A 22,378-nucleotide genomic window follows, 5' to 3' on the forward strand; every position below is an offset into this window, starting at 1 on the left:
GCACGCGCAGTGCGATTATTGCCGTACAACGGGCTCAATCCTTCCTTCGGTTACGCGGACCAATTGGGCCAGTAGAGGTTGCGCGCGCTCGGCATTCATGTAGGTACAAAGCAGCACATCGGGCTCAACTTCTACGATGCATCCCATCCCCCAAACGGGATAATCGATGATCGTACCCGCGTCCCAGTTAAGTCCATCATCCCGGCTGACGTTGATTGCGTATTGCGGATAGCGGTGCGCGCAGACAATGGCGCCGGAATGCGTGCGCGCGATGGATTGCGCGTAGCCGGGGAACGTCGTGCGCGCCGCGGCGTCCCACGAGGCTCCTGCGTCGTTAGACCAGCACTGCCACATCGTCTCGCTGTATACAGGCCGCACCAGCACGGTGACAGTGTCGCCCATCACGACCGCGGACGGTTCCGTCAGATCAAGCGAGCCGGAAATCGTCCCGCGTTTGGCGTCGGTCCACGAGGGCCAGTCGATGTCAATCGGGGCGGACCACGTGGCGCCACGGTCGACGCTGCGAATTACGAATGCCTTTGCGTGCGTTGCGCTCCACGTGCGTACGTCGGTGAACACGGCGCCGTCCTCTTTAGCGCCGCCAAGCAGGAAGCGCAGCCACACACCGCCTTGCGTAACATGTACCGGTCCGTACGGAACGAGGTTCTTTGGAATGCTGGGCCACTCCGTCGCAACCTGTGACGGAATCGGTTCCGTCCATGTAACGCCGTAGTCGTTCGAACTCGCCATTGCAATTTCGGGTACCGGTTTCTGAACGGCCTCTTGCGGTCGATAGACCATTACGTGCAGCGCGTCGCCCGCATGAAACAGTGCGGACCCATAGTCGCCCACGTCACCGAGCGTGCCCGGCAACGTCTCGATTGCGCCCCACGTGCGCCCTTTGTCTTTTGAGCGCACAAGTTTGTTTGCCTGCGCCAGGATGACGTCGCCATTTGGTGCGACGCAACCACTCGGCATCCCTTGGCTGTCCAGACCCACCGTGAAGTTGTGCGATGGAATCGGATCCTGTTTCCACGCGTCCGCAGGGGCCGGTTCGCCCGAAACATACAAATTGCGAAACGCATACCAGCCGTAACCCGCGAATCCGACGTATCCGCGATCGAAACGATCGTCCGACACATCCAGCGCGTTGCGGCCATCCACCCAAACGCGGATACGCGGACCGATCGCCTCGACACGCACGTGGTACCACCGATCCGTTTCGCTCGGAACGCCGGGGACATACGCGAACGCAATGTTTCGCTGATAGGCGTCTCCCTCCACCGCGGCGAGACCCGCCCAGAAATGTTTGGCGCGGAGTTGCTGCCCTCCCCAAGGGAAGTGAACATAGTAGAAATGGTTCGAGTCCCGTGCGCGCAGGATGAGACCTGCGTTACCTGTACCGGTCTCGCGGTAGCTTCCGTTATAGTCGAACTCGATGGTAACGTCGCCAAATTGCTCCTTCGTATAGAACGCGCGGCTGTGCAGGTTGCGCGCGTCGGGCGGGCGAATTGCGCCGTCCTCGCTTTCGCTCCACGGATCGCCGGACACGCTCCACCCCTCCCCGCTCGCCCAGGAAATCCGTTTCTCGGATTGTGGCCCTCCGGCCTGTTCACGAAGCCATTGCGCCGTGCGCAGCACCGCCTCCGGTTCGTTATCGATCGTCAAATAGACGACACCGTGAATCTGTTTGCCGCGCGCCATCGAGAGCGCCGTCTCGTTCGACTGTTGCAGGAGGTCCGCGGGGATCGGCCGGCCGTCGCCGTAGTCGTGCAAGTAGAGGCCGACAACGATAGGTTTGTCGGGCCACTGCGCCGCGCAGTACGCGACGTTTTCCGCAAGCTGCGGCAAATCGCGCGCGTGCCATGTCCACAAGTTGATTACATCGAGTTCGCGCACGTACGCGTCGAGCATCGGATCGCGCAGGTTCATGCTGTAAACCACGCCCCAAATTCGGATGCGCTCATTGTCCGAGCCAAGTTGTTCGCGGATCGCGCGGATATGTTCCGGTTTCAGCCCCGCGCCGATAGCGACAGTGCTCATATCGTCGAGCAGAATCCCTTCGATGGCCGGATGTTGTGCCGCAAGCCGTTTGATACGCGCAATCGAATCGGAATAGTCGAATGGCGCGGAGCCGCCCACCGCGGGCGCAATTTCCCATACGATTCGCCGCGCGTCGCGCACACCGGCCATTTCGCGATCGGCGGATTCATCAGAACTCGGCAGGCCGTGACCCGCCATGATTACATTCGGCGCTCCAAGAATACGCGCTCGCTCCATCGGGCTTGCCTGCGCGAAGGAAACCGCCGTGTGCCGGCCCTCGCGTGCCATCTCCGGGTTACCCCAAACCCATACCGAATCGCGGAACGAATCGTCCGCGAACACAACGAGGCCCGCCGCCATCAGCAGCACGGTCGTAACTCGAATCATACCCGCACCTCCAGCAGTTTTAGTGACTGGCGCAAATTCCGGCCACTTAGTGTCGCGTATACACGATAAACACGGCCCCCGGCTTCTCGTTGAGCGTCACCGGCAGCCCTCGTTCCATCAGCGTTTTACCGTCGTAGTCTCTTCCGGCGTCCGCGCGGTTGGGCTCCCCAATTCGGTATGTTGCATCCGGGTCGAGCCCGTGCAGCGGCAAGCGCGCGGATTCGTACACGCTGTCCGCGCGCCGAAACACCTGCACAGCGCCTTCCCCAACATCCGGCCGATTGAACTGCCACGCAATCCACTGATTGTTGTCGAGCGAATACTCCGTGATGGGATAGAAGTCGCCGAGATAATTGGGTGCGATCGCTCTCCACTCATCGACGACACGTCCGATAGTGGGCCAATCGATCGAATCGTCCCGCTGGTCCCAGCACGCCGTAAAGCTGGGGCACAACGTGCTCTTGATCAGGTACGGATCGGTCTTCGACGTACCCGTACCATAGAAAGGAAACCAGGGCGACAGCGCGAATGTGTGGCACTGGTTGCCGACGGGTTCCATGATGTAGTCGCTGCGTAACAACGGCACCGCGCGCCGCAAGGTCTCGAGATCGTTGCGGCGCCCTCCGCTTGCGCACGAGTCAATCAACATGTCCGGATGCCGGTTCCGCAGGTCGTCCCAATATGCGAGGTATCCCTCGACGTGACGAATCTCGGTGATGCCTTGACGGTCCTCGGCGTCATTTGCGCGCCAAAACGACAGCGGGTCCATGTTGAAATCCTGGCGGTAGAGATCGATGCCCTCGCTCTTGATGAGTCCATGTACATGGTCCGTTAACCACGCGCGCGCATCGGGCATGCCCAGGTTCAACAATCCGCCCTTCGCGCCGCCGTGAATCCATTCCGGATGCGTCGTGGCCAACCACGTGCCCTCGGTCACACGCTCGGGTTCAAACCACACGATTATGTCAACATTGCGCGCGTGTGCGTAGTCGCTGATTGGGCGCAGCCCGCCGGGAAAACGGTCGGTGTCCACTTCCCACGTGCCGGTGTTTGGCCAGCCGGTTTTGTTCCAGTACCAACCTGCGTCCATCCACCAATAGTCGAGCTTCATGCCGCGTTCAAGATACTTGTCGATAAAAAGTTTTTGGCTGTCGGAGTTCGCATGAATCATCTCGCCGAACTGGTGTGAACTGCACGCATTCAGTTGTGGGACCGGCGGGAGCTTTCCGCCCGGCCGCGGCAGATTGTGCGCAAGCATCCACGCGCGCCACACGTTCTGCGCGTGCCAGCGGTCGCCGTGGTAGAACTGCAACACGATCATCGGCGTGCGCACTTCCTCGCCCGGAAGCAGTTTGAAGTGGGTCAGTTCCTGACCGGCCCTCAATTGCAGTCCGTTGCCCGCGTCGCGTTGGAACTGCGCCGACCATTGGCCCGCCCAACTGACGACGGCAATCAACCCTTGATTGCCGAAGTTGAGGTTCCAATACGGGAATGCGATTTGCGTTGGCCGTCCGCCGGTATTGGCGATACGCATGTCCGAGCCAGGTTTCAACGTTTCGACCAGCGGCTCGTAACTGTCCGCGGTGCAGTTGTCGCCTTTGTTATAGTACAAGGCGAATTCGCTGCCGGCGCCGCGTTCAAATCGCGTGTCGATGGCGCGGATGTCGCTGAGAATTGGAGAATCGGTTTTTGACGTATTTCTGAAATACAGCATCCACTCCACCGTCGGGAAGTCACGGTACTCGATGCCTTCGCATCGCACCTCAAGGCCCGTATTCGGATCGCTGTACCGTAGCCTGTGTCGCGTGCGTTGATTGTCGATGCGTTCTGAACTCCGCTTCAGCTTCCACTTCGGCATCGATTCATGCGACGGCACGCCGCCGTACACGAACGAGAAAAAGGGGTCCGTCGAATACGGGGCGCGGCCAGCGCCTTCGATTGGCAAGTCCCCGAGCCACACGTCGGAACCGTCGATTAACGTGACCCGTGCGTCGGCCCAGTCGGCCTGATCGCACGATATGCCATCTTGCGCGTCGCCGACTTCGAGCCAGAATTCCGTCGCGCCTTCAAGGTCGACGCTTACGTCCTTGCCCGGCATGCCTTCGCGCATGACGCCCGATTTCCATGCTTCACGGTCGCCCACGCGGACCAAAAACTCGATGCTCCCGCGCCCGCCGGCGGTCTGGTCGTTCGAGTCAACCCCAGCTACCGCTTCGAATGTTTTGCCCGGTTTGGGCAGACGAACCCGAAGCCTGCTGACGGCATGGCAGTATAGCCCTCGCGTGTATTGCTTCCCGGCGATGTTCATCTGCTTACCCGCGCGGCCGTTCGGTTGGACGGGATCGTTATTCGCATGCACAACGATAGATGGCGCGGATTCCACCACGAGTTGTTCGCCCTTGAATTTCGCCTGGACCCAGAGCGATGCGTCCTGAAGTTCATTCGATGTAGGCGCAGCCGCGTACAATGGTGGGCAGACCGCTGCCAGCATGACAAGAAATCGCATCGTCGGACCTCCCCCGTCACTCCCCCCGTTTTCAACGTCTTATCCTACGCCCAACGAAACGTACAAACGAATACGCAACCGGCGTTCGACGCAGCGTGCACCCACACCACATTGCATTCGTGCAGGGGAGTATGGTTCACTGCGCGCGGGATGCATTCCGAGGGGTGAGTTCGTGTGGGAGACTGTGGCATGCGTTGGATAGCGCGGGCCGTTCTAGTTCTGTACATCGTGTCAGGCGCGCTGCACGGCCAAGAACCTGCCCCGGCCCCGGAAGCCGCTCCGCCTGCCCCCGCCGAACCTGCGCCACAGCCTGAATCGGCGCCAGCGGAACCGCCTGCGCCCGCGCCGGCAGAACCGGCGCCACAACCTGAACCAGCGCCTGCGCCCGCGGAGCCGCCCGCGCCAGAGGCCGTCGCCCAAAAGACTTTCGAACGTGTGTTCGGCGCCGCGGCGGTATTCGACGCGGTGTTCAGCGCACAGGTACTGAAAGGCGAACCCGGCAAGCGGCATTATGTCGACGCGAATGTCGATGGCAAGCCCGAAGAGGTTTGGTTCGTCGACACGTCGCCGCGCCATCCGGAAGCAATACGCCCGGTCCTCGTCCGCGTCATCGACGAAGACGGCGATCTCGTGGAGGGCCAGGAGCCGGACCAAGATAACGATCTGTATCTTGCAGATTGGAAGGGCGATGGCACGGTAGACGCCGTCATCGATTTCTCGGATCAGGATGGCGACCAGGATGTTGGCGAATTGGCCTTCTACCGTCCGGGCGGCGACTTGGCCGGCGGCGACAACAACGTGATGACCGTGTGGCTTTCGCGGGACATCGGCGACGACAATCAGCTTTGGTACGACGTCGGCTACGCTTACGATCAGGCTGCGTGCCAGTGGCGGTGCCATTTCGGCGGAAACGAGATGCACTACGCAATGGTACTCGCGCCGGATGCTACGGAATGGAAACCCGTTTTCGAGAACCCGTTCGTGTTCGTGACGTACGATGGGGACGTGACCAGCGAAGAAGCCCTGCGGTATGAAGTAGACACCGGTAGGATTCTGACGCTCCGGCAGAGTATGGACGCGGACAACGACGCAACGACGGACGAGCAGCACGACTATGACGTGTCTATCGCGGCGCGCGCCCCGAAGGACGGCCTCGCTATTCCGGACGGATCGACGGAAACGCTTCAGCTTCGAGGTATCCCAACAGCGCCGGTAATCACATTCGCAGCCGCGCAGTCGCTGCATACACAGTTGGTTTGGGACGCGATGCTCCTCACGTGGGACGAGAACGACGACAACGTCGAGGGCGTCGAGTACGCCGACCGGCACGAGCGATGGGAAGGCGTTGTCGCGCCCGCTGTCGACGGTTTCGATCCGATCCCCGGCGTCCACTGCGGCGCGCTCAATAAGCGGTTCGAACTGGCCACACAGATCGGGAAACCGACCGCGGTCTACTTCCACCCCGCCGATCATCGCATTCACCTGCTCGGCGCCAAGCGCGCCTGGATGGACGTGGACGCGAATTACGACCGCACGCCGGACATGAAATACATCATGAGCGATACCGACGGCGACGGCGCAATCGACACGTGGAGTATCGATGTCGACGCCAACGGAACGGAAGATGATTCATGGAAGGCCACGGCCGCGATTCGCCCGATTGCGTGGACATGGCAAGAAGTAAACGCGGTTCAGGCGACGGAAGTGGCTGCGATGCCTGCGGTACTCTTCTCTCTGAACCAACGGCTCGAACAGGCTATCGCCGCAAAGGGCGCAGACCCATTTGCCGGAAGCGTAGTCGCGCAGTTCGTTCACAACGGCCTGCGCGCGGACAATTTCGATGCCGCGATTACGTCCAAACTAGTGGCCAGCAACGAGTCGCTTCGCTATTATTTCGACATTTTGAAGGACGTGTATCTCGCGCAATTGAAGAAATTGCACGATAACGCACCGTTCTGGCAGGGCGTAGGCGAAGCACGCGGGCAGGGTGACTACGCGAAGATACAGGCCTTGTTCGAACAGGAATTCGCACTCTCCGCGCCCGTGGCCGCGTATGCCGAATGGATAGCGGCGCGCAGCGCGGAGGCTAACCCGAACCCGCGGGTGAGCACCGCCATCGACTGGATTCCGGACAACATCGGATGGGAGTCCGAAGTCGCCGCATATCGCGCGTACTGGGGCCAGATCGATTTCTTCGGCAAGAACGTCCGCCGGTTGACTCTAGCCGACGCGGCGATCGAGACTGCCAATCAGATTCCCGCGCCGTGGGGCGTCGACGCCCTCGCCGTGCGTGACACGAGCGGGCTGGGCGGCGTCACGCTGTATGTGAACGAACAACCCTTCGCCGTGCGCAGCCCCGGCGGAAACGGCGTCGTGAAGTTCGAGAAGTCGCTCGTCGAACAGGACAACCATCGCGCCGTTGTCGAAATGAAAGCATCGAATGTCGGACCGATTGGCAATACTTACACGGTCCGTCTACGGTTTTCGATTGAAGCGGGCCATCGCGAGAGCGCCGTCGAAGTGCTCGTCGAAGGCGCCGAAAACAACGACCTGTTGGAATTGGGTATCGGGCTTACGCGGCTTTCGCATCAAGAATATCTGCTCGATCCCCAGGCGGGCGTTATGGCGGTGTGGGGCACACAGACGCCGGCCATCGGCCGCATCGGGCTCGGCGCAGTCTTCCCCGCGGAACGATTCGTGCGCGAAGGCGACGTGCCGGGCGAGAACCACATCGTATTGAAAATAGAGCGGGGCGTGCCGATAACGTACTTTATTCAGGCGAAGTGGCAGAACGGTTTGCAGTATCCCGTCGCGCCAGTCATGGAGAATTGGGTGAAGGAACTGCGCGTACTCGCCGGCGCGAAGTTTCCCAAGTAGTTCAGCGGACGATTACACGGACAAGGTTCGGCTTACTGTAGAGGCGCCGCGTCGTCCTTCCGATTCAGAATCATGTAGACCACCAGGGCAATCACGGCCGCAATCGGCGTCGTGATGGCGACACTCGCCAGCCACGATCCCATCGCCGGCATTACGTTCTCCACGCCGACACGCCATATCCATGAGGTCAAGTACACCTCGGCTACTGTATCGGACCCCGGAACGGGAAACGTCCAGCCTTCTCCTGGGTCGCGCGAAAGTATGAGCGTGACAGTTGGCGCGGCCAAGTCAAGCAGGTCCATGAGCAGATCGAATCCCGCCCAGGATAGCGCCGCGACGAGCACGAGCCGCTCGGCGCACGGCGGGCAATTGCACCACCAAATCCAGACGTAGCATGCCGCGACCGCGAGCGCAAAAAAGACCCCCCGCAGTACGAGGCCTATCATTGGGCCAGGCGCGTTACCGGCATCGAACATCGTTTGGTCCCAGCCAAGCCGCGGCACAACGCGCGAGATCAGCAACAAGATGACGAGCAACACGACGAGCCGGGTCTCGGGCATGGATGCAAGCCAGTGCGGCTTGCCTGCAGTGATGCGCCGTTGCGCCTGCAGGAGCACGAGCAGCACCGAGGCAATTACCGCGCAGCCCACAACGAAATTCCACGCGACGTATACGATGGATTCGTAGTATGGCGCCAAGCGATAGGCGAGAATCGCGCCATTCGCAAATTGCAGCACAAGGGCAACGGAACGCGCCGCAAGAAGCACCGCCGCGGCGATCGCGACGCGCCGTCCAAAGGTCATAGCGATTTGGATCGATTGCGGCTGGACCTCCGCAGCGTCGCTCATTGCCCGTCCTCGTAGTTGAACGGAAACGGCCCTCCACGCGGAGGACCGTCTTGCTTCCGAATTCGCGCTACGTGCGCTTTTCAACCGGCACGTACGGCCGAAGCGTTTCGCCCACGTACACCTGCCGCGGACGATGAATCCGGTTGCCGGCTTCCGCGCGCATTTCGCGCCACTGCGCAATCCAACCCGGCATTCGGCCAATCGCGAACATAACGGTGAACATGTTCGTGGGAATGCCGAGTGCCCGGTAGATGATGCCGCTGTAAAAGTCGACGTTCGGATACAGCTTGCGCTCGATAAAGAAACTGTCTTTCAGTGCGGCTTCTTCGAGGTGTTTGGCGATTTCGAGCAACGGCTCGTTGATGCCCAGTTCGTTCAGCACGCGGTCGCACGCTTCCTTCAGCAATTTCGCGCGCGGATCGAAATTCTTGTACACGCGGTGACCGAACCCCATCAGACGAAAGCCGGAATTCTTGTCCTTGGCCATGTCGACGTACTTCTTGTAATTGCAGCCGTCGGAGACGATCTTTTCGAGCATCTCGATGACTTCCTGGTTCGCGCCGCCGTGCAGCGGGCCCCAGAGGCCGCTGATCCCCGCGGAGATGGAGGCGTACAGGTTCGCACCCGAGCTGCCCACCATGCGCACCGTCGACGTCGAACAGTTCTGTTCGTGGTCGGCATGGAGCACGAGCAGCATGTTTAGCGCGTCTTCGATGACCGGCGAAATCGGATACGGCTCCGCCGGCGTGCTGAACATCATGTACAGGAAATTCGCCGCGTAGGAGTTCGCCGCGATGGGATAGACTATCGGCTCGCCCCGCGTCTTCTTATAGGAGAACGCCGCGAGTGTCTTCGCTTTCGCGAGAAGACGGATGATATTCAGATCGAGGTGTTCGTCGTCGCCGGAGTCCGGATAGAACGTTGAGAGCGATGCCACCATCGCGGACAGGATCGCCATCGGGTGTGCCGTCGGCGGATAGTGATCGAAGAAATTGATCATGCTTTCGTGAATGAAGCTGTTCAAGGTGAGCTGGCGGCGCCATTCGACCAATTCCTTTTCGTTCGGAAGGTTTCCGTATATCAGGAGGAAGCAAACTTCGGAAAAGCGCGACTTCACGGCAAGTTCTTCGATCGGATATCCGCGGTAGCGAAGAACCCCCTTGTCGCCGTCGATAAACGTGATCGCGCTCCTGCACGAGCCCGTGTTGCCGTACCCCGGATCGTACGTAATGGCCCCGGTCTGCGCGCGGAGTTGCGTGAAGTCAATGGCGGCTTCGTTCTCCGTACCGACGATTACGGGGTATTCGTATTCTTTTCCGTTGTAGATCAGCTTGGCAGTACTCATGCTTCGTCTCCATTCACTACAAAAAACCAGAATGGCCGCCGTTCCGCGCAATGGGAGCGCACCCAAATCCCCCTGGTGGCTGGAGAGAGAATAGTACCTTTACGGGTCATGTTAATCAAACCCGGATCGGGGTTTGAATCGCCCCACGACGACCTGCATAGTATCGGCCAATCACCGGGGAGAGTTTTATGCATTCCGTCAAACGTCTAATCATTGCGGCGTCGTGTCTTGCGCTGCTGGCATCGATGGTCGCGCCGGCCGCGGCGGAAATTCGGCTGGGCACAATTCGCTTGCCCGACGGGTTCCGAATCGAGACCTATGCCGAAAACGTATACAACGCGCGGCAAATGGCCCTCGGTGCGAACGGCACGGTGTTCGTCGGTTCGCGCGACAAAGGGGCCGGCCAGGTGTACGCAGTCGTCGATACGAACAAGGATGGCAAGGCCGATGAGGTCCACGTTATCGCAAAAGGCCTGACGCAACCGAGTGGCGTGGCATTCCGCGATGGGGCGCTTTACGTCGGCGCCGTGAACCGCGTCTTGCGGTACGACAACATCGAGTCCACCTACATGAGCACGCCGGAGCCGGCGGTGGTGACCGAGGCGTTCCCATCCGACGCGACGCACGGTTGGAAGTTTATCGCGTTCGGGCCGGACGGGAAACTGTACGTGCCCGTTGGCGCGCCCGCCAATATCGGCGACCCGCCGGCCGGCATGCACGCGTGCATCACGCGAATGAACCCGGACGGCACGGGCCTGGAAATCTTCGCGAAAGGCGTGCGCAATACCGTGGGTTTCGACTGGCATCCGCTCACTCAAGAACTCTGGTTTACGGATAACGGCCGCGATCTGATGGGACCGGACCTTCCGCCGGACGAACTCAACCGCGCGCCGCTACCGGGTATGCATTTCGGATACCCGCACTGGTTTGGAAAGAGCGTGCCCGATCCAAAATACGGCGAAGGCCGAAAAGCGGAGGAGTTCACGCCCCCCGTTCAGGACCTGGCCCCGCACGCCGCCGCAATTGGCATGCGCTTCTATACCGGCACGATGTTTCCCGAGAAGTATCGCAATCAGATTTTCATCGCCGAGCACGGCTCGTTCGAGCGCAAACCGCCCTTGGACCCGACGGGATACTGCATTTCCTGTGTCACCTTGGACACGGACGGAAACGCGGCGTCGTATGAGACCTTTGCCCGCGGCTGGATGCAGAGCGGCACAGCATGGGGCCGGCCCGCGGACGTCTTGGTCATGCCGGATGGCGCAATCTTGGTCAGCGACGATACGGCGAATTGCATATACCGAATCGCCTACGCGAAATGATCCAGCCGTTCTACTTTTTGTCGTCGCTGTCCATGATGGCGGAGGCCATCATCGGGTCTGTTGCGGGCTTGGGCTCCGCTACGACCGGTTGCACCGCATTCTTTACTTCGCGCTCGTACTCCAGCCCGTGGCGCTCCTTGAAGTCTTCTTCGGTGATGCGACCCGTGATCCACGACCAGTTCATCGGGTACGTTTCCGGATCGAGAATCATGTAGTACATGTGCCACACGAGGATCGTCCCTACGGCGAGCCATGCCTCGTAGTAGTGAATCGTGGCCGCAATGTCGAGGAAGAGTTTCGAGAAGTACCTCATGAAGTCCTCGGCAAACCACATGCAGAGACCGGTAATTCCCATGAGCACCGAGCCCCACATCATGCCCCAGTATTCCAGCTTCTCGGAGTAGCTGTACCGGTCGTATTTGGGTTGCTCTTTCCGAAGGCCGACCGCGTACAGCAGGTTTGCGAACAGATCGCGCACATCGCACACGCGCGGCAATAGCGACAGCACTTCCTTCCTGCCTTTCCGGCTGAACAACCCATGCAGCATGTGCACTATGAGCAATACGATCAGCACGGCCCCGGCCCAGCGGTGAATGCTGCTGCGCATTTCGATGCCTGCACCGTTGAAGAAGATCATCTTCAGCCAGTAATTGTCCGGAAATCGCAACGCAAAGCCGGAAATTGCAAGCACCGTGAAGGAAATCATGAGCACGAAGTGGCCCAACGTCTGCCCAAGCGAGAAGCGGCGATAGGCATTCGGCCCGCGCAATTCCGCACGGAATTTCACGGCCATGTGCCGCAGCATCAGCAGCGAATTGTGAAACACCATTCCGCCAATGAGCAGCACGATCAGCCAGATATAGACTACGCGCACAATGCCTACCGCGAGCTGCCCCGAATCGGTGGGAATGATATGGACGGGACTCGCGGCGAAGTTTTCGGTGGCCCCCTCGTGGCAGGCCCCGCACGTTTTGACCAGGTTGGCCTTGTTAATCGACGACGCTGGATCGTCCTGCGGTAGGATTTCGTGTGCGCCATGGCAACTCGCGCAACTTGCAATAACCTTTCCGCCGGCGGTCGACGCCATGCCGTGATAACTGTCCATGTAGCTCGCCTGCAGGTGCGTCGCGATCCCGTATTTCATCATCACGGTTTCGTCTTCGTGACATTTCGGGCACGTCGATCGCGACACCATTTGCGCGGCCAGAATGGACTCCTCTGTCTTGGGCGGTTCGATGGCGTGCTCGCCGTGACAGTCCACACAGCTCGGTGCGTCCTTAATGCCGGCGACCAGCGCGCGACCGTGAATGCTCCGGTTGAATTCAGCCAGTTCCTTTTCGTGGCACTTGCCGCACGTGGTATGAATGTGCGCGCGTGCAATGGGCGAGTTCGCATCGTTTGACGGAAGAATTTCGTGCGCGCCGTGGCAGTCGGAGCAGACAGCCGCCTTGTCGTTGCCCGCAGCAATCGCTATCGCGTGGACGCCCTTCAAGTACGACTCGGACGGTTCGGATATCGACACCATGTGTTTCTTGACGAGGCTGGCGTCCGAGTGACAGCGCCCACAGGTCTGCGCAAGATTGCGCGGGTTGGTCATCGACAACGGGTCGTCGCCCGAGCGCGTATCGTGCTTACCGTGGCAGTCGATGCAGCCTCCCACGTCTTTGTCACCGCTGGCAAGCGCTTTTCCGTGCAGGCTGAGTGTGTAGGCGTCGGCCTCCGCGTGGCACGCGCCGCAGTTTACCGGTTTCAAGTCCGGATCGTGCGGTAGTTCCTCGATGTCGGCGTGGCAGGATGCGCATCCGATCGTGCCGTGAATCGATTCGGAAAAGGCCTTCGCGTCGAGATACATGGATTTTGCGACGCCACCGCCCATGTCCTTGGTAAGGTTCGGATCGCTGTGGCAGACCATACACTCTTCATCGGTGGGCGCAGCGGCCGCGGTAATGCAAGCAAGTGACACAACGACGATAGCGAGTTGGCTGACGGTATGCGTGCTCATTTCAAACGATACCTCCCGCTGCGCTTGGGCAGGGGCGCTTGGAACTTGTCAGAACAGGGCGTGCGTCATTTGTATCCAAACACCATCGACCAAACGATAAAACCGACCAGCGAAAATCCGACGACGAGGGCAACCGTCCCGAATATTGCCGCCCAGAATTTGAACTCTCTCGCCGCCTGCGGGGCGATTCGCTTCTCGAGTTCCCCGCTCTGGGCCAGTTCCTCGTAATACCGTGGGCGTTCTTCCTTCAGTTCGTCCTCGCTGATAAGGCCGGTAAACATGGCCATGTCCATCGGGAATTTCTCGGGCCTAAAGTGCGTATTGAAAAAGTGAATGGTGAAGATGAAGCCCACGGCCAGCAACGCCTCGTCGCTGTGAATAATCGTCGCGACGTTAATGACCCATCCGGGCAATATCAGGGTGAACGTCTCGGGAAACCACAACATGAGGCCCGTCGACCCAATAATCGCCACGCCCCAGAACACCGCGAAGTAGTCGAATTTCTCCCAATAGGTCCATTCGCCGTACGATGGCCGAGGCCCCTTTCCTCGGAACCACTTTACCGTCGCGAGAAACTCGCGCACGTCGCGCCACATTGGAAGCAGGGATCCCGTGCCGAGCAGCATTTGGCTCCATGTCGAACCCGTTTTGCGCTTGCGCTGGACGACGTAGGCCAAGTGAATGACGAACACAAGGAACATCGCCACAGCGCAGATGCGATGGATCGTGCCCATCGTGTAGAAGCCGCCCATGACATTTGACAGAGCTTGCGCCCACCCCATATACGAGAACTTCAAGGCCATGCCGGTTAAGGCAAGCCCGAAGAAACTGAGGATAAGTACGAAGTGCATCTGCCGCACCACGGGGTCAAAGCGGCGAACCATCCGGCGCTCGGTGTGCGCGGCGGCCGCTTTGCGTTTGCGCATTTCCTTCAGCGACCGCGGAAACCACATGAGCGTGTGAATTCCGAAGAACCCGAAGGTGCCGACCAACAGCGCCGTCATGCCCCAGAACGCGAAGAACAGCGCCGGGTACTTCTCCGGATCGTGGTGCGTCGCGTGCGTCAGGTAACCTGCGAACCGGCGATTCGCACCGGGGTGACACTGCGCGCACGTCTGCACGATGTTGTCGCGGCTCAAATGCGAATTGGGGTCGGAGACTGGAAGCGCGTCGTGCGCCCCGTGACAATCGTGACACCGTGCCGCAACGTCCGCGCCCAGTTTCGACACCTTGCCGTGGTAGGTGTCGAAGTATGTTTCCGTGACGTCTTCGTGGCACTTACCGCAGGTATCGACGATGTCAAGGCGAAATGTCTCGTCGTCGGCGCGCGCGATATTGTGCGCGGTATGACAATCGCTGCACACGGGTAGCGGCTTGTCCGTCGTGGTCACCAGCGGAGAGTGAACACTGTCGAGGAACGTCTCCTCGACTCCGTTGTGGCAACTCCCGCACGTATTGGGAATGTTCGTGGGATGCACGCTGGATGCCGGATCGCCTGGCGGCAACGGGTTGTGCGCCGTGTGGCAGTTGGTACAGGTCGCCGAGACTACAAGCCCGGACGCGAGCAAGCCTTTCCCATGCACGCTTTCGGAATAGCTTTCGACAATGCCCGAGAACTCCTCCGGCAAACGCGTCGCCGCCTTCTCCCCTGCGCGGTGACAACGCCCACACAGGTTCGGCACATTGGACGGAAACGTCGGCGATGCCGGATCGATTTTGCGTTGCGTAGTGTGGCCCGCATGACAATCGAGGCAACTCGGCGCATCGGGATCGCCCTTCGCAAACAATTGCCCGTGGATGCTCGCGGCATGCAGTTGCACCTGGTCGTCGTGGCAGATCGAGCAATCCACGGCGGATGCCACCGTCTCGCATGGCCGCGGGAGCGCCGGCGATGCGCCCGTATGGCATTGTGCGCAGCGCACGGTCGAATGCGCGGAGTTCAGGACCTCATCGGCGCTCACGGCGGCGATCGTCCCGCCGGCGCTTGCGACCGGTTTATCGTGGCAGGCCATGCAATCCCGATCGCTCACGCCTTCGTCGTAAAATACCTTGCGGGCTTCGTGCGCCTGGTGGCAGTCCACGCAGACCGGCACCTTCTGTGGGTCTTTCTCCCAGAGTTCGCCGTTGATGACCTTCCGGTGGACCTCTTCGATCAATGCGTGGCACTGTGTGCATGTCGATACCACGTTGTCCCGGTGTATGGAGGATTCGGGGTCGGTGTGCGGCAACACATTGTGCGCGGTGTGACAACTGGTGCAAACAGCGGTCACCTTCAGTCCCTGCTGCAACAATCCCGTCGCGTGCATGCTGTCTTCGTAGTTCTCGAGAATGTCGTGCTGCGAAACGTTGCGCGTTTGCGCAACGGGCGCGTTCTCTGCGTGGCATTGCGCGCACATGTGGGGAATGTTGATGGGATTTGTTCGCGACTTTGGATCGTCCGGCAACCGAATGTCGTGGGCCGTATGGCAATCGGCGCAGGAAGGCGCCAGCGGGTCGTTCCTCTCCACCGCCATGCCGTGCAGGCTTTTCGCGTAAACCGCTGCTTCGTCGGAATGGCATGCGGTGCAGTCAACCGGCTTGATTTCCCCTGTATGAGGAACTTCGGTGATGTCGGCGTGGCAACCGACGCACCCAATCCCGGCGTGGATATTGTTTGCGTAGGCTTGCTCGTCGACAAACAGGGACTTCGTGCCACCGTCAGGCAGGTCTTTGGTCAGGCTCGAATCATTGTGGCAAACGAAGCACTCCGCGTCGTCCTGCGCAAACGCACACGGAAGACACGCCAGGGCGAGGAAGAATCCAACGACCCCGAAATACTGGTGTTTCCCCCCGGAAACCATAAAAAACTTCTTTCCGAACCGGCTGGCCGGAACACCTGCCCGGATGTTGCATCCGGCCCCCAAAGTGCTCCGCGCACAGTTCGCCCTAATTATGCCACAAAAGGGATCATTTTCAAAATGCCGGCGGCGGCGCCTAGTCCCAGTACTGCACTAGATATTGATTTCGCGCCCAGCGACGGCGAGGGCAGCTTCCTTAACTGCTTCCGACAGCGTCGGATGGGCGTGACATGTCCGTGCGATGTCTTCGCTCGATGCCCCAAATTCCATCGCAATTGCCGCCTCGGCGATGAGGTCGCCCGCGCGGGGACCGATGACGTGTACCCCGAGTACGCGGTCGGTCTGTGCGTCGGCGAGAATCTTTACGCGGCCCTCGGTGCTGCCGAGCGCCTTCGCGCGCGCGTTTGCCATAAAGGGGAACACGCCTTTCCGGTAGGCGATGCCGGCTTCCTGGAGTTGTTCTTCGGACTTGCCGACGGTGGCGATCTCCGGGTGCGTGTACACGATTCCGGGAATGCAGTCGTAATTCACGTGTCCGTATCCGCCGGCGATGTGTTCGGCGCAGGCGACGCCTTCTTCTTCCGCCTTGTGCGCAAGCATCGGTCCGCGCACGATGTCGCCAATCGCGTAAACGCCCGGTGCGCTGGTCGCGAAATGCTCGTCTATTGAAATGAACCCGCGCGCGTCCGTCTCAACCCCGACAGTTTCCAGCCCGATGTCTACTGTGTTCGGCGTACGCCCAACGGCGACCAACACACGGTCACACATAATCGGCGCACTGCCTTCAATAACCACGGTACACTTGTTGCCTTCGACCGTTGCGCCAACAACCTTGCTGCCGAGCCGGAATTCCATCCCCTGCTTCTTGAACACTTTCTCCGCTTCGCGCGCGAGTTCAAGGTCCATGCCCGGAAGGATTCGATCGAGGTATTCGAGCACGGTGACCTTCGCGCCGAGCCGCTGCCACACGGAACCCATTTCGAGACCGATGTACCCCGCGCCGATGACGACGAGGTGCCCCGGCACTTCAGTGTATGACAACGCTTCGGTGCTCGACCCGATTCGATCGGCGACGAATTCGACGCCTTTGATGGTAGCGGGTTTGCTGCCCGTCGCGATGACGATATGCTTCGCCACCAACTCGACACGTTCGGCCGACTCGACAATCACTTTGTTGAGCCCGGCAATTCGTGCGCGGCCTTCGTACCGCGTTATAGTGTGCTTCTTGAAAAGCCCTTCGATGCCCTTGGTGAGTTGACGGACGATTCCGTCCTTGCGTTTCATCATCGTATCGAGATCGAGCATGACCTCGCCCACGCCAACGCCATGCGTCTTCAGTTCATGTTTGGCCGCGACGAAATGTTCGCTGGATTCCAGGAGCGCCTTGCTCGGAATGCACCCAATGCGCAGACAGGTGCCGCCAAGGGCTTTCTCGAGTTCGACACAGGCGACGTTCAGACCGAGCTGCGCGGCGCGGATCGCGGCGACGTAGCCCCCGGGCCCCGCCCCGATAATGACGACGTCATGTGTCTGTTGGCCCATGTGCAGCTTCCCCCTCCTGCTTGCGCGGCGCGAACAGCCGTGCACCAAACAACAAGAACACGCCCACCATTACCGCCAGATCAGCAACGTTGAACACGCCCGTGCGGATCGGCCCCCAGACCTCCATCACCATAAAGTCGACGACAATGCCATCGTTGGCGATTCGGTCGATCATGTTTCCGATCCCGCCGCTCAACAACAACGCGATCGCAACGACATCCGGTCCTCGCAACTCCGCGCTCATAAAGACATAGTACGTGAGCGCAACGAGCACGACGCTCGTGAATACCGTGAATATCCAAAAACGCGCCGCGCGGGGTAGCGTTGCGCCAAGGCTTAGGAACGCTCCCTCGTTTTCCGCGTACTGCAACGCGAAGAACTTTCCGGCAACTTCGATCTTTCCCGAGGATTTCAACCTGTCCGTGGCGATGTGTTTCGTGGCCTGATCGCAGCCAACGGACGCGACGACTATCAACAACACGAGGACCGCACGCAGTTTCAATGGAATCGACTTCATTCGGCACACCTACAGATCGAGCAGTAGGCGCGCGGGCTTTTCGACGTATTCCTTCACGCGCCTAAGAAATGTCACCGCCTCGCGGCCGTCCACGAGACGGTGGTCGTACGACAGCGCGAGATACATCATCGGCCGGATGACAACTTGTCCTTCGCGCGCTACGGGGCGGTCTTGAATCGCGTGCAGCCCGAGAATTCCGCTTTGCGGCGGGTTCACGATCGGCGTCGACATCATCGAACCGTACACGCCGCCGTTGCTGATGGTGAACGTGCCGCCCTCGAGTTCATCGAGCGCAATCTTGTTCTCTTTCGCGCGCGCACCAAAGTCCGCGATTCGCTTTTCGATTTCCGCAAAACTAAGCGCCTCGGCGTTGCGCAGCACTGGCACAACAAGGCCTTTGCCGCCGCCGACCGCAATGCCAATATCGCAGTAATGGTGATAGACGATGTCGCCGTGGCGAATCTCCGCATTGACGCGAGGGATCTGCGTGAGGCCCTCGACGACTGCTTTCACGAAGAACGACATGAATCCAAGCTTCACACCGTACTTCTCCTGGAACTCGGCTTTGTACTCTTCACGCATGGCGATGACCGCCGACATATCGACTTCATTGAACGTCGTTAGTAACGCCGCGGTGCGTTGCGCCTCGACGAGTCGCTCCGCGATGCGGCGTCGCATCGGCGTCATGGGCACGCGCTCTTCGTCGCGCGGCCCGCGGTGCGGCGCGGGGCGTTCCGGTTCCACCACTCGCTGCGGCGGCGGCTTCGCTACCTCAACGTGCGCCACCCGAAGCACGTCCTCTTTGAGAACGCGTCCGCCCGGACCGGTCGCAGTCACGGCTTCCACGCCGACACCCTGTTCCGCCATGATCCGTCGCGCTGACGGCATGATGCGCGCCGCTTCTGCCGGGACCGGCGGTGCGGGCGCTTCCAACGATTTCGGTTTTGGCGCCGCAGGCGCCGCGGCTTTCGGCTTCGCCTCGGGAACACTGGACGCCGCGGACGCCACTACCGCGGCTTCATCCATGTATCCGATCACTTCGCCCACGGCCGCCCGCTCGCCCTCTTTCTTTAAGACCTTGGTAATGGAGCCGGCTACGGGTGCGGGCAGATCGACTGTCGCTTTGTCGGACTCAAGTTCAACGACCGATTCGTCGCGCTTGATCGGATCGCCCGGCCGCTTGCGCCACGCGCCAATTTGCACTTCCGTAATCGATTCGCCCATCGGCGGAACGATAAGTTCAACGGGCATCTGCAATTCTCCAAAACCTCATCGCGAGAACCCCGCAATGGGCCCAAAGGCCTGTTCGATGATTTCGCGTTGTTCTTTCTTATGCATGGACGGCGAACCGGTGGCCGGGCTTGCAGACGCGGGCCGGTACAGACCGTAGAACGGCAACCGACCGTCCAGGATATATCCGAACTTCCCGCGCATGCGCCGCCACGCACCCATATTCTCCGGCTCTTCCTGGACCCAGAGTACGGGCGTGTTGTCCGCATAGTGCTCGAACACCGCACGCATGTCCTCGGGCTGCAGCGGATACAACTGTTCGACCCGGACAATGGCGACATCGTCGCGCTTTTGGTTGTCGCGTTCTTCGAGCAACTCGTAGTAAATCTTTCCTGTGCAAAGCAGGACGCGATCGACTTTGCCAACAATTCCCTGTGCGTCGGGCAGAATGCGACAAAAGCGGCCCTTGGCCAAATCGTCTAATGTCGACACGCAGCGCGCGTGGCGCAATAGACTCTTTGGCGTCAGCACGACCAATGGCTTGCGCCACGGCCGTTCGACCTGCCTGCGCAACACGTGAAACAACTGCGCAGGCGTTGACGGATACACAACCTGCATGTTGTCCTCCGCGGTCAACGAGAACAGGCGCTCGATGCGCGCGCTCGAGTGTTCCGGGCCCATGCCTTCGTACCCGTGCGGGAGCAACATTACGAGCCCGGAGAGGCTGCGCCACTTGTCTTCCGCGCTCGAGATAAATTGGTCGACGATGACCTGCGCCACATTGAAAAAGTCGCCGAACTGCGCCTCCCAAATGGTCAGCCCGTCTGGGTAGGCGATGCTGTATCCGTATTCAAACCCGACCACGCCCGCTTCGCAAAGCGGACTGTTATAAATCTCGAACGGCGCTTGTTGCGGCGAAAGGTGCCGCAACGGGACGTACAGGTCGCCGTCTTCGATCGAGTGCAACACGGCGTGCCGATGACTGAACGTGCCGCGTTCGGAGTCCTGGCCGGTGATGCGGATGCGCGTGCCCTCGCTCAGCAGCGTCGCAAACGCAAGCGCCTCCGCGGCGGCCCAATCGACCGGGGCCTTCCCAGCCGCCATCTCCGCGCGCGATTCGAGGATACGTTCTATCTTCGGGTGCGGACGAAAGTCAGGCGGGACTTTGGATTGCGAGATCAGCAGGTCCTGCAGGATGTCCATCTCGACGCCGGTGTCGACGTCGGGCACGTCGCGGTCGGGACCGCCCTGGTAGTTGGCCCAGATGCCGCGCAACGCGCTGACCGGACGCGGCGCCTCGCCGCTGCGCGCAACGGTCAATTCCGCTTCGAGCATCTCGCGGCGTCGCACCGCGATTTCTTCGGCTTCCTCGCGCGTAACGGAGCCCAGCTTCTGCATGTGCTCGAGATACGCCTCGCGCACCGGCTGGCGCTTCGCAATGTGGCGATACAAGACCGGTTGAGTGAACGCGGGCTCGTCGCCCTCGTTGTGCCCGCGCCGGCGGTAACAGTACATGTCCACAACGACGTCGCGCCGGAACCGGCGCCGATATTCCATCGCCACTTCGATGACCTGCGCCACGGCTTCCGGGTCTTCGCCGTTGACGTGGAAGATTGGGCTCTGGAGCATCTTGGCGACGTCTGTCGCATATACGCTCGAGCGTCCTTCCGACGGATTCGTCGTAAAGCCGATTTGATTGTTCAGAATAATATGCAGCGTGCCGCCCGTCGTGTAGCCTTCGAGCTCGGACAGGTTGAGCGTTTCCTGAATGATGCCCTCGCCCGCAAACGCCGCGTCGCCATGGATCAACAGCGCCATGCTCTTGCGCCGTTCGATGTCGTTGATGCGGTCCTGCTGCGCGCGCGTCCGGCCAAGCACGACGGGGTTCACGAATTCCAGATGGCTCGGATTGAACGCGAGCGCGAGGTGCACCTTGTGGCCCGAATGCGTGACCCATTCCGTGTGATGGCCAAGATGGTACTTCACGTCGCCGATGAGGCTGGCGTCCTTGTCCTCGAACTCGCGGAAAATAATGCGCGGGCTCTTGCCCATGATGTTGGCGAGTACATTCAGCCGGCCACGGTGCGCCATGCCGATTACGATCTCGTCGACTTTGTGGTCGCCGGCCTTTTCAATTGCGAGTTCGAGCAGGGGAATTAGACTTTCGCCGCCTTCAAGCGAAAACCGCTTCGCGCCGACGAACTTCTTTTGGATGAACTCTTCGAAAATTACCGCGTCGGTCAGGCGCGTGAGGATGCGCAACTGCTGCTCGCGGCTCAGCTCCGTGCGATTGGCGGTGCCTTCAATCTGCTGACACAGCCAGTCGCGGATGGACAGGTCGTCGATGTGCATGAACTGCACGCCGATCGACCGGCAATAGGTGCTGCGCAGCCGTTGGATAATCGTTCGCAGCTTCAACGGCTCGCCAAGCGGCGACAGGCTGCCCGCGTCGAACAGCGTGTCCATGTCTTCGGGCGTGAATCCGTGAAACCCGGGATCGAGTTCCGGCTGCCGCGGCCGCGGCATGTTCAACGGATCGATGCGCGCGATCTTGTGGCCCAACACGCGGTAGTTGCGAATGAGCATGTCGACCCGGTGCTGAATCGCGGCTGCCTCTCCCTCGCGCCCGCAGACCGGGCACGGTTGCGCCTTGCCGCGCACCGGCGCGAGCGGCGCCTCGTGAAAGGCCGCGGGCGCGACAACGGGTCCGCCATTTTGCCCCTGAAAGTAGACGCGCCACTCCTGCGGCACGGACGCGGGATCCCGCAGGAAATCTTCGTAGAGTCCCTCGACGAATGCGAGGCTCAGACTGTTGGGCTCGTGGGATGCGCCCAACCCGCTGCGTGTGGATTCCATACCTTCCTCGTTTGGGCCCAAATCGCGGGGCCGAATCGGAACTCGGCATCACATTGTCTGCCGGGT

12 protein-coding genes are annotated in these 22,378 nt (G+C 60.4%); 2 read left to right on the forward strand and 10 right to left on the reverse strand.

What is annotated here, in order from left to right; all coding sequences use genetic code 11:
• Window positions 1-15: 15 nt before the first annotated feature.
• Window positions 16-2,430, reverse strand: a complete 2,415-nt coding sequence (locus HUU46_21740; protein ID NUM56270.1) for a DUF1080 domain-containing protein — start codon at window positions 2,428-2,430, stop codon at window positions 16-18.
• Between the two features lie 46 nt (window positions 2,431-2,476).
• Complete coding sequence (locus HUU46_21745) at window positions 2,477-4,936, reverse strand: NPCBM/NEW2 domain-containing protein (GenBank protein ID NUM56271.1); 2,460 nt, start codon at window positions 4,934-4,936, stop codon at window positions 2,477-2,479.
• A 189-nt stretch (window positions 4,937-5,125) separates the two neighbouring features.
• On the opposite strand from HUU46_21745, the gene HUU46_21750 reads away from it, so the two are divergent.
• Window positions 5,126-7,813 carry a DUF4861 family protein gene (locus HUU46_21750; GenBank protein NUM56272.1) on the forward strand — a complete coding sequence of 896 codons (2,688 nt, stop codon included), beginning with the start codon at window positions 5,126-5,128 and terminating at the stop codon, window positions 7,811-7,813.
• A 32-nt stretch (window positions 7,814-7,845) separates the two neighbouring features.
• Here HUU46_21750 and HUU46_21755 read toward each other — a convergent pair whose 3' ends face one another.
• On the reverse strand, window positions 7,846-8,661 hold the full coding sequence (locus tag HUU46_21755; protein NUM56273.1) for a hypothetical protein: 816 nt from the start codon (window positions 8,659-8,661) through the stop codon (window positions 7,846-7,848).
• A 67-nt stretch (window positions 8,662-8,728) separates the two neighbouring features.
• A complete protein-coding gene (locus HUU46_21760) occupies window positions 8,729-10,006 on the reverse strand; it encodes a citrate synthase (GenBank protein ID NUM56274.1) in 1,278 nt (425 codons plus the stop codon).
• A gap of 188 nt (window positions 10,007-10,194) precedes the next feature.
• Between HUU46_21760 and HUU46_21765 the strand changes: the two genes are divergently transcribed.
• Complete coding sequence (locus tag HUU46_21765) at window positions 10,195-11,328, forward strand: sorbosone dehydrogenase family protein (protein ID NUM56275.1); 1,134 nt, start codon at window positions 10,195-10,197, stop codon at window positions 11,326-11,328.
• 10 nt (window positions 11,329-11,338) lie between these two features.
• Here the strand turns inward: HUU46_21765 and HUU46_21770 are convergent, their stop codons facing one another.
• The 6 genes from HUU46_21770 to HUU46_21795 form a co-directional block, all read right to left on the reverse strand.
• Window positions 11,339-13,330, reverse strand: a complete 1,992-nt coding sequence (locus tag HUU46_21770) for a hypothetical protein (protein ID NUM56276.1) — start codon at window positions 13,328-13,330, stop codon at window positions 11,339-11,341.
• 65 nt (window positions 13,331-13,395) lie between these two features.
• Window positions 13,396-16,170, reverse strand: a complete 2,775-nt coding sequence (locus tag HUU46_21775; protein ID NUM56277.1) for a cytochrome c3 family protein — start codon at window positions 16,168-16,170, stop codon at window positions 13,396-13,398.
• A gap of 150 nt (window positions 16,171-16,320) precedes the next feature.
• On the reverse strand, window positions 16,321-17,709 hold the full coding sequence (gene lpdA / locus HUU46_21780) for a dihydrolipoyl dehydrogenase (GenBank protein ID NUM56278.1): 1,389 nt from the start codon (window positions 17,707-17,709) through the stop codon (window positions 16,321-16,323).
• Window positions 17,690-18,226 carry a signal peptidase II gene (gene lspA, locus HUU46_21785; protein ID NUM56279.1) on the reverse strand — a complete coding sequence of 179 codons (537 nt, stop codon included), beginning with the start codon at window positions 18,224-18,226 and terminating at the stop codon, window positions 17,690-17,692. Before lspA ends, lpdA begins: the two co-directional genes overlap by 20 nt.
• Before the next feature lie 9 nt (window positions 18,227-18,235).
• Window positions 18,236-19,477 carry a 2-oxoglutarate dehydrogenase complex dihydrolipoyllysine-residue succinyltransferase gene (gene odhB, locus HUU46_21790; protein ID NUM56280.1) on the reverse strand — a complete coding sequence of 414 codons (1,242 nt, stop codon included), beginning with the start codon at window positions 19,475-19,477 and terminating at the stop codon, window positions 18,236-18,238.
• Window positions 19,478-19,495: 18 nt separating this feature from the next.
• On the reverse strand, window positions 19,496-22,312 hold the full coding sequence (locus tag HUU46_21795; protein NUM56281.1) for a 2-oxoglutarate dehydrogenase E1 component: 2,817 nt from the start codon (window positions 22,310-22,312) through the stop codon (window positions 19,496-19,498).
• Window positions 22,313-22,378: the final 66 nt, after the last annotated feature.

The organism is Candidatus Hydrogenedentota bacterium, from assembly GCA_013359265.1.
In the GTDB taxonomy this organism is placed as follows: Bacteria; Hydrogenedentota; Hydrogenedentia; order Hydrogenedentales; family SLHB01; genus JABWCD01.

Coding starts and splice junctions, on each gene's coding strand:
- lpdA (NUM56278.1), bottom strand. CDS start 17,709: ATGGGCCAACAGACACATGACGTCGTCATTATCGGGGCGGGGCCCGGG.
- HUU46_21745 (NUM56271.1), bottom strand. CDS start 4,936: ATGCGATTTCTTGTCATGCTGGCAGCGGTCTGCCCACCATTGTACGCG.
- HUU46_21765 (NUM56275.1), top strand. CDS start 10,195: ATGCATTCCGTCAAACGTCTAATCATTGCGGCGTCGTGTCTTGCGCTG.
- HUU46_21795 (NUM56281.1), bottom strand. CDS start 22,312: ATGGAATCCACACGCAGCGGGTTGGGCGCATCCCACGAGCCCAACAGT.
- odhB (NUM56280.1), bottom strand. CDS start 19,477: ATGCCCGTTGAACTTATCGTTCCGCCGATGGGCGAATCGATTACGGAA.
- HUU46_21750 (NUM56272.1), top strand. CDS start 5,126: ATGCGTTGGATAGCGCGGGCCGTTCTAGTTCTGTACATCGTGTCAGGC.
- HUU46_21760 (NUM56274.1), bottom strand. CDS start 10,006: ATGAGTACTGCCAAGCTGATCTACAACGGAAAAGAATACGAATACCCC.
- lspA (NUM56279.1), bottom strand. CDS start 18,226: ATGAAGTCGATTCCATTGAAACTGCGTGCGGTCCTCGTGTTGTTGATA.
- HUU46_21775 (NUM56277.1), bottom strand. CDS start 16,170: ATGGTTTCCGGGGGGAAACACCAGTATTTCGGGGTCGTTGGATTCTTC.
- HUU46_21755 (NUM56273.1), bottom strand. CDS start 8,661: ATGAGCGACGCTGCGGAGGTCCAGCCGCAATCGATCCAAATCGCTATG.
- HUU46_21770 (NUM56276.1), bottom strand. CDS start 13,330: ATGAGCACGCATACCGTCAGCCAACTCGCTATCGTCGTTGTGTCACTT.
- HUU46_21740 (NUM56270.1), bottom strand. CDS start 2,430: ATGATTCGAGTTACGACCGTGCTGCTGATGGCGGCGGGCCTCGTTGTG.